Source organism: Marinobacter sp. UBA5687, assembly GCF_002420325.1.
Taxonomy (GTDB): domain Bacteria; phylum Pseudomonadota; class Gammaproteobacteria; order Pseudomonadales; family Oleiphilaceae; genus Marinobacter; species Marinobacter nauticus.
Map to the genome: position 1 here is coordinate 1 of NZ_DIHV01000032.1, position 8,328 is coordinate 8,328.

Sequence of the window (8,328 nt, forward strand, 5' to 3'; positions counted from 1 at the left end):
CCTCCGGGCAATAAATATTTGAGGCAGCACCCTTTGCGCTGAGGGATGGCACACCACTGTTGGCTGAATTCTGCCGGAATCCAGTCAATGTATCGGTTGGCCTCGCATTTGAACTGCGCCAGCCAGCTACCGGCCTGTTTACACAACTCTGCCGGATTAACCCGGTTCCACACCACCGAATAGGGCGCACCCAACGCCAGCCCGACACTGCTCCAGTAGGCCCCTGGACTAACCCCGAAATGCTGCCGGAACACACCGTACCAGTCTTGCATCTGTTCACTGAGAATTCTTATGAACGCCTCAGGCTCCAGGATCTCCTGTTCACTGGCCGCATATTGCCAGCGAGACGGGTCCGCTGGTGTTGATGTTGTCGGGCACAGGAAAACCCGCCGGGGATCGAGTGCAGCACTGCTGCCATCCCTGAACAGCCGGATCACCAATGGTCCGATAATCTGAAGTGCCAGGCTCTGATGCAGGACAGAAAGCCGCGCCTTGCGGAGCCTCGGATGATCGGCATCCGGATAATCCTCGCGGATCTGTAGTTGCAGAAGGTCTGGATTTGCCAGTAGCTGGGCAAGGGAAAACAACGCGGATTGTTCGCGGTTGGCGGGTGTCAATGCGTTGCTCAGTAGCGCATTACCATCAAGGCTGTGGCGGGCCAACAGATTGTGATAATCCGCCAGCCACTGCGTTCCTGTCTCAAGCGCGACCATGACGGCTCAACCCCCAAAGGAAGTACAAACCGCCGACCAGGGCTGCCAGCAGCCCGGCGGGTAGCTGATTGGGATACACCAGAACCCGGGCCAGATAGTCTGCCAAGGAGAGCAGTAGTCCGCCGGCCAGGGCCGCGACCAGCATTTGCCGGCCCACGGTCTGCTGTCCCAGTACCCGGGCGAGGTGCGGGGCGATCAACCCGACGAAGCTTAATGGACCGATGACCACAGTCGACGCTGCTGTAAGCACGGCAGCCAGCACCAATAGCAGAAGCCGTGCCCGCGGTACCCTCAGGCCGAGGGACGAAGCCGATGTTTCACCCAGCGGCAACAGCGTAAGCGGTCGCAGGGCAAGCAACAGCAAAGCACCGAGGCTGACCACCAGTGCCAGTAAACCGAAGGCTTCAGATTCCGAGATCAGCCAGGTTGAACCGTACATCCAGTTCAGCAGGCGAGAGGCAACGGTGCCGCCAGAGGCCATTACCAGCCTCAGGCCGGCATCCATGAATACGTACAGCGCCAGGCCGCCAAGCAACAGTTGATTGCCTGCGAAGTGGTGCTTGCGGGCCAGCAGCAGTAACAGCCCCAGGGCGCCGGCGGCACCCACCGTGGCGGCGGCCAGTTGGCCAAGCCGGCCAATCTCCAGCCCGGTCAGAACCAGAACTACCATCACTAACGCTGCTCCGCCGCTGATGCCCAGCAGTTCCGGGCTGCCCATGGGGTTGCCGGTCATCCGCTGGATCAGGGTGCCGGCCATACCCAGCGCCATTCCGGCCAGGATGGCGGCCATCAATCTCGGGCCCCGCCATACCCACGCGTCTGTCCACTGTGCTACGGGCGTCCAGTTCCAGCCTTCAAGGCCCGGAGACCAGCCCATGGAGAGAATGATGGTCAGGGCCAGTAACGAGCACAGGGCTGCGGCGACCATTGCGGGATGTCGCCGGCGGGGCAGAAACCCCGCGGGGCTGCTGTCCTGACCGGGCATATGATGGGTGTTGCGGAAGCCTTGCAGGGCCAGAAGAATGATTGGCCCGCCAATGAGTGCGGTGGTCGTACCGGTGGGTATAAGAGACCCGCCATCCCAGGTGGTGGCCCAGTGGGCGAGGGTGTCGGCCAGCAACAGCAGGCCGCCACCTGCCAGGGTGCTCCATAGCAGTCGTTCAGTTAGGCTTCTGGCCCCCAGAAGCCTCGCCAGTACTGGTGCAGCCAGCCCCACAAAGGCGACCACGCCCACCCGGCTGACCACCAGTGAGCTCATGATCACCACCAGAAACAGTGCAACAGCACGAAGCAGGGACACCTTCGCCCCCAGTGAGTTTGCCGATGCCTGGCCGAGCTGAAGCAGCTGTAACGGACGCATCAGGGCCACCATCAAAGCCGCAATAACCAGTACCCGGGGGAGCAGATCAAAGAAGGGCGCCCAGTTGTTTTGCACCAGGGATCCTGCACCCCAGATAAACAGATTGCCGAGCCATTCACCTTTCAGCAGCAGGAATGCCATATTGATGGCGCCCAGAAAGAAGGTGACAACCAGCCCGGCCAGAATCACGGTGACCGGCGAGAAGCCGAGCCGCCAGGTCAGCAGGATGACCAGACCGATGGCGAGCAAGCCGCCGGCCACGGCGGCCAGGTCGGGGCTGAAGGCGAGCAAGCCCGGAGCGAATAAGGTAGCAAGGGTGATGCCAAACTGGCCCCCGGCCTCCACGCCCAGAGTGGTGGGTGAAGCCAGTGGGTTACCCAGCACCTGCTGGGTAACGGCTCCGGCCAGCCCCAGCGCGCAACCAATCAGTATCGCGATGGAGACCCTCGGTGCCCAGCTGAAGTGGGCCAAAACGGAGGCGTAGTTATTGCCATCAAACGTCCAGAACGCCGATATAAGTTGTGGAAGCTGTAGCTGATCGAGCCAGGGCAAGGCGCTGGTGGCCAGTGCGGCCAGCCAGAGTAGAGCGACTGCAACGGGCAGCCTGGCGGGAATTTCTGGGCGATTGGAAACGCGCAGGGTAGACTCAACGGACATTGTCGCTGCCCCCTTCCACCAGAGCGTTGGTCAGGGCAACGGCCAGGCGTTTCACCGGGTATACGCCACCGAAAGGCCAGGCAGCAGGAATCCGGTAGATCTCCTCGTCTCGCACTGGTGGCAGGTAGGTCCAGAACGGGCTGTTGGCCAGACTGTCGGCTAGCCCCGGCACCAGGGGGTCTATCACCACGATGCGGCTGTTCCTGGCATCCGCCACAGACTCGAGGCCTATGGCTGAAAATCCCCAATAGTTGCCCGGCTGTTGCCAGGCATTGGTTAGCCCAAGGCTTTTCAGGGCAGTCTGGAACAGGCCGTTGGGGGCATAGATGCGTACATGGCGGTCATCCAGAAAGTTCACCAGGGCTACCGGCTTGTCGGTGATGCCGGCTTGCTCCAGCCGTTTCCGCTGTTGGTTCAGGGTTTGTTCGATATCCGCCATTACCGCCTCGGCGCGATCTTTTCGGCCGGTGATTTCGCCCAGGGTTGTCAGCATTTCCCGGGCCTTGTCGTACGGTCGAGCGCCTTTTTTGTACACGCTGATGACGTAGGTGGGCGCAATTCGTTCCAACAGTTCGGCCGCCGGAGCCATTTCGGTGCTGGTGACGATCAGATCGGGTTTCAGCTCTGCAATCGCCTCGAGGCTGGGAGCGACCCGTGTGCCGACATTGGCAACACCCTCAGGCAGTTCCGGCTCCTGAACCCAGGTGGCGTAGCCGGCCTTATCGGCCACGCCAACGGGGGAGATGCCCAGCAATAGCAGGGATTCGGTGGCGGCCCAGTTCAGCGCGACAATGCGTTCAGGGGGGGCGTCGAGGGTTAGCGTGCCGCCTTCGTGTTGCCAGGTCTGGGCCGTTCCTGCAATTGGCAATAACGGGAGCAGAGCGCCAAGCATGATAGCTTTTGGGTTAATGGACATAGGAAACCCATTGCCCCGGTGCCCGCTCCATCACGCCCATGGGGACGCTGTAGATGGACTCCAGAATCTGGCTGTCCATGATCTCCGCCGGCGTGCCATCGGCCACCACCTGGCCCGCTTTCAGGGCTACCAACCGGTCGCAGAAGCGGGAGGCCAGATCGACATCGTGCAGTACCACAATCACGGTCAGTTCTCGCTGGCTGGCAAGGCGCTGCACCAGACGCAGCGTTTCCACCTGGTGCTTCACATCCAGGGCGGAGATGGGTTCATCCAGCAGCAGGCAGCGGGTTTGCTGGGCCAGCAACATGGCAATCCAGGCCCGTTGGCGTTCACCACCGGAAAGGGTATCGACAGCGCGGTGTTCAAAAGGTTTAAGGTCTGTGTCGGCAATCGCCTGATCAATCAGCGCGTAATCCGCATCGCTGTAGCGGCCAAGCGGGCCTCGCCAGGGGTAGCGGCCCAGCGCGATCAGTTCCCGGACCGTCAGGCCATCGGTGCCGGGCGGGTGCTGGGGCAGGTAGCCGACAATCCGGGCAAAGGCGCGGGCGCCGAGGCTTTTCGCGGTTTTACCCTCAAGCCTGACCTCACCGGCACAGGCCGGAATCTGTCTGGCCAGTGTTTTCAGCAATGTGGATTTGCCCGAGCCGTTGTGGCCAAGCAGGGCGGTTACCTGGCCTTCGTTAAAGGCCAGGCTAATGTTATGAAGGATAGCCGTGCTGCCAATGTGGACAGCGAGGTCGCGGACTTCGAAAAACGCGGACATTCAGATTCCCCTGTTTATGTGGGTGGCAGGATAATCTAAATGCGAATACCTATCAATAATAAGTGGTAAGCAGCATTACCTTCTTACGCCTGACCTGTTTGCACGCGCCATTGTGCGGCGTAGGCGCCGTTATTGTGGATCAGGCTGTTGTGGTCGCCTTCCTCGACAATCCGGCCATTCTCAACCACGGCGATGGTATCGGCATCTACAATGGTGGAAAGCCGGTGGGCAATCATGATCACCGTGCGATTATGGCCGATGCGCCTGAGCGAGCGCTGGATGGCGGCTTCGGTTTCGTTATCCACGGCACTGGTTGCTTCGTCCAGCACCAGGATGGGTGGATTCTTCAGCAGCGCCCGGGCCAGGGACAGCCTTTGACGCTGGCCGCCGGACAGGCGAATGCCTCGTTCACCTACTGGTGTGTCCAGGCCTTCCGGTAGCGCCTCAATAAAGGACCAGGCCTCGGCAGTACGGGCGGCATCAATGATCTCTTCTTCGCTGGCATCGGGTTTGCCATAGGCAAGGTTGTCGCGGATGCTGCCCTCAAACAGGTAAACATCCTGGCTGACCAGGCCAATGGCATCGCGCAGGGATTTCAGGCTCACCTCCCGGATCGGTTGGCCGTCAATCCGGATGTCGCCATGGGAGGGGTCGTAGAACCGCAACAACAGCTTGATCAACGTGGACTTGCCGGAGCCGGTGGCGCCTACCAATGCCAGGGTATTGCCTGCAGGAACGTTCAGGGTAATGTCCTGTATGCCTGCGCCGCTGCCGGCGTATCGGAAGCTCACCTGGTTGAATGAGACCTTTCCACGTACTGGCTGTTCGAGTGTCTTGCCGGCTTCATCCCGAACGTTTACCGGTTCGGAGAGCAGATCGAGTATCCGCCGGGTGCTGGCCATGGCCCGTTCAAACAGATCGATCACTTCCGCCAGGCCGGTCAGGGGCCAGAGCAGGCGCTGGGTGAGGAACACCAGAACCCCGTATGCGCCGACGTTCAGGCTGCCCTCCAGCGCCATCATGCCGCCAACGGTAAAGGTGGCCAGGAAGCCTGCCAGAATGGCCATTCGAATGACCGGAATGAATGCGGAGCTGATACGAATGGCGCGGCGGTTCGCATCAACATAGGCTTCGCTCGCGTCCTTCAGGCGTTTGGCTTCCCGCTGTTCGGCGGTGAAGCTCTTGATCGTGGCGATGCCACCCAGATTGTTGGCCAGGCGGCTGGAGAGGTCGCCTACTTTCTCCCTTACGTCTGCGTACAGCGGACCGGCTTTGCGCTGGAAATAGAAGGCGCCCCAGATAATCAGGGGAATCGGTGTGAACGCCAGCAGGGCAATCAGTGGCGACAGCACAAAGAACACGGCACCCACAGCTACTACGGTAACCGCTACCTGGATCATGGCATTGGCGCCGCCATCCAGGAAACGCTCCAGCTGGTTTACATCGTCGTTCATGGTGGCGACCAGTTGCCCGGAGCTGTTCGCCTCAAAGAAACTCATGTCCAGACGCTGGGCGTGTTCATAAGCGTCTTGCCGGAGATCGGACTGTAGTCGCTGGGCCAGGTTACGCCAGAGAATCTGGAACAGGTACTCAAACAGCGACTCGCCCGCCCAGATGAAGAAGGTGAGCACCGCCAGGATGGTGATTTGCTCCTGCGCGGTTTCAAAGCCCAGGCCGGCGACAAAGCTTTCCTCCTGATTCACCACCACATCAATGGCGACGCCGATCAGTATTTCCGGAGCAATGTCGAAGAGCTTGTTGATGATGGAGCAGGTGGTGGCGGCGATGATCTGGCGCCGGTAACCACGCGCGTATCGAAGCAGGCGGCCGAGAGCGGCAAAGCTGCTGGTGTGCTGGGCGCGTGTGGTCATGTTCCGCTTCCTTCTGCTGTCTGGTTATCAGAGGCGGGAAGGGTAGCGGATTCTTTCATTTATTAAAACAGAATCATTTTCACTTGCGTGCGTTTCTTTGCAGCCACCGATCCAGCTGGTCGGCAAACTCTTTTCGATCTCCCTGGCTGAACGGGGCCGGCCCGCCGGTTACCTGGCCGGCGTTGCGCATTTCTTCCATGAAGTTGCGCATGGCAAGGCGCTGGCGGATGTTTTCTTTGGTGAAGGCCTGCCCACGGGGGTTGAAGACGTCGGCGCCTTTTTCGATGGCTTCGGCGGCCAGGGGAATGTCCTGGGTAATCACCAGATCGCCTTTGCTCATCTGGTCCATGATTTCGTTGTCTGCAACGTCGAAACCGTGGGGGACTTGCCGGCGGCTGATGTGTGGGCTTGGTGGCAGGCTGATGGCGTGGTTGGCGATGAAGGTGGTCTGGATTTGCCAGCGGGTAGCGGCACGGCAGAGGATTTCCCGGATGGGAACGGGGCAGGCATCGGCGTCGACCCAGATTGGCATTTCGGTTTTCCTTCGTTGGTTTGGCTGGTGGTCAGTTTAACCTTTCATGGGGTGAGCCTGTTAGTTTGGTTCCGCGTATTGGCTATTAGGCGGTAAGACATTGGGTGCCTGTGTCATTGGGGGCTACTTTCCAAAAACCGCTACGAGCACATCCATGTGCGCTTCTCTCAGGCCATCCATGGCCTTCGAAATTTTTGGAAAGTAGCCCCCAATGACACAGATCTGGCACTGGTGATACCGCCGCGATATGCGCGCTGACGGAGTCTTTGAGGAATCATTATGAAAGCGTTTGTGTTTTGTTTGATGGCCATCGGCGCTTTTGGGTTTTCTCAAACCCATGCCTCAGAAAAGGACGCCTGGGCTGCCCTTAGAGAGGGGAGAGCCGTTTTGATGCTGCGTCATGCCCTGGCTCCAGGCACCGGTGATCCAGTCGGGTTTGTGCTCGGAGATTGCAGTACCCAGAGGAACCTGAACGACACGGGGCGTGAGCAGGCCCGGGCGTGGAAAGCGTTTCTGGCAGAACATGGAATTGATGAGGCGAGGGTGTTTTCCAGCCAGTGGTGTCGATGTCTTGAGACCGCCCAGGAAATGAATATGGGGCCAGTGACTGAGTGGCCGGCTCTGAATTCATTTTTTCGCAACCGGGGCGATGGCCCGCAACAGACCCGTGAAACCATCAACTTGGTGAATGCCCTTGGGCCCGGCATGCCGGTGGTGATGGTCTCACACCAGGTGAATGTGACAGCGTTGACGGGCATTTTTCCGGCTTCGAATGAAGGGGTGATTCTGGCGTTGCCGTTGTCGGAGAACCCGGACATTCTGGCGAGGGTGGCGCCGGGGCAATAGTGGTATAATCCTGTGCTCATTCAGTTAACAGGAAATGATAATGTCTCAGTTGCCCCCTTGCCCCAAGTGCAGTTCTGAATACACCTACGAAGATGGCGTTCAGCTGGTGTGCCCGGAGTGCGGCCATGAATGGACGGAGGCCGAGCAGGCAGCGGCTGAAGCAGGCAAGGTGGTTCGTGATGCCAATGGCAATGAGCTGCAGGATGGCGATACCGTCACCGTAATCAAGGATCTGAAGGTGAAGGGTTCCAGCCTGGTGGTGAAGGTGGGAACCAAGGTCAAGAACATCCGCCTGGTGGATGGCGATCACGACATTGATTGCAAGATTGATGGTGTGGGGGCCATGAAGCTCAAGTCGGAGTTTGTTAAGAAGGCCTGACTTGGATTCGGCACCGGGGAGTCCGGTGCCGTCTGCTGTGATTGATTAACTGGCAGCCAGCACTTGTTGTTCAAGCTCCCTGGCCAGATTGGGTTCTATCTTCAGGGCACCGGCCAGTTGTTCGAGCCAGGCACGCTCCATCGGGTTCTGTTCGTCAATCATCACGGCGCTGACGACGTAGATTTCCCGGGCTGCCTGGGGCGAATCGGCGTTGCGTGCCAAAGCGCTGGCATCCAGTGGCGCATCGAACTGTTGCTGGATCCAGGCCTGGAGTTCGTCGTCCGGGCCCAG

Annotated in this window: 9 protein-coding genes; 2 read left to right on the forward strand and 7 right to left on the reverse strand. The window is 59.6% G+C overall.

All coding sequences use genetic code 11. The features are described from left to right. The 6 genes from B3Y70_RS03595 to B3Y70_RS03620 all read right to left on the reverse strand — a co-directional run. A partial coding sequence (locus B3Y70_RS03595) for a hypothetical protein (protein ID WP_288589202.1) occupies positions 1-713 on the reverse strand: 713 nt, incomplete at its 3' end. Then, positions 700-2,730, reverse strand: coding sequence for a Fe(3+)-hydroxamate ABC transporter permease FhuB (fhuB, locus tag B3Y70_RS03600; RefSeq protein WP_273030293.1), 2,031 nt, complete (start codon positions 2,728-2,730; stop codon positions 700-702). The genes B3Y70_RS03595 and fhuB, both read right to left, overlap by 14 nt. After that, the gene (locus B3Y70_RS03605) at positions 2,720-3,646 is read right to left on the reverse strand and encodes an iron-siderophore ABC transporter substrate-binding protein (RefSeq protein WP_273030291.1); all 927 of its coding nucleotides are present in this window, start codon (positions 3,644-3,646) and stop codon (positions 2,720-2,722) included. Before B3Y70_RS03605 ends, fhuB begins: the two co-directional genes overlap by 11 nt. Continuing rightward, on the reverse strand, positions 3,636-4,409 hold the full coding sequence (locus tag B3Y70_RS03610; RefSeq protein WP_286715749.1) for an ABC transporter ATP-binding protein: 774 nt from the start codon (positions 4,407-4,409) through the stop codon (positions 3,636-3,638). The genes B3Y70_RS03605 and B3Y70_RS03610 overlap by 11 nt, the downstream gene beginning before the upstream one ends. An 83-nt stretch (positions 4,410-4,492) precedes the next feature. Next, complete coding sequence (locus B3Y70_RS03615; protein ID WP_286715747.1) at positions 4,493-6,280, reverse strand: ABC transporter ATP-binding protein; 1,788 nt, start codon at positions 6,278-6,280, stop codon at positions 4,493-4,495. Between the two features lie 79 nt (positions 6,281-6,359). Beyond that, entirely contained in the window at positions 6,360-6,812 is a 453-nt protein-coding gene (locus B3Y70_RS03620) for a YaiI/YqxD family protein (protein ID WP_011785656.1), read from the reverse strand. Positions 6,813-7,115: 303 nt separating this feature from the next. Between B3Y70_RS03620 and B3Y70_RS03625 the strand changes: the two genes are divergently transcribed. Together B3Y70_RS03625 and B3Y70_RS03630 are read left to right on the forward strand one after the other, a co-directional pair. Beyond that, positions 7,116-7,658 carry a histidine phosphatase family protein gene (locus B3Y70_RS03625; RefSeq protein ID WP_236043539.1) on the forward strand — a complete coding sequence of 181 codons (543 nt, stop codon included), beginning with the start codon at positions 7,116-7,118 and terminating at the stop codon, positions 7,656-7,658. Positions 7,659-7,698: 40 nt separating this feature from the next. Next, positions 7,699-8,037: a zinc ribbon domain-containing protein YjdM gene (locus B3Y70_RS03630; protein WP_011785654.1), complete on the forward strand. Its 339-nt coding sequence runs from the start codon at positions 7,699-7,701 to the stop codon at positions 8,035-8,037. Between the two features lie 45 nt (positions 8,038-8,082). Here B3Y70_RS03630 and B3Y70_RS03635 read toward each other — a convergent pair. Continuing rightward, positions 8,083-8,328, reverse strand: a 246-nt coding sequence (locus tag B3Y70_RS03635; protein ID WP_288589203.1) for a DUF533 domain-containing protein, incomplete at its 5' end; no start/stop codon positions are given.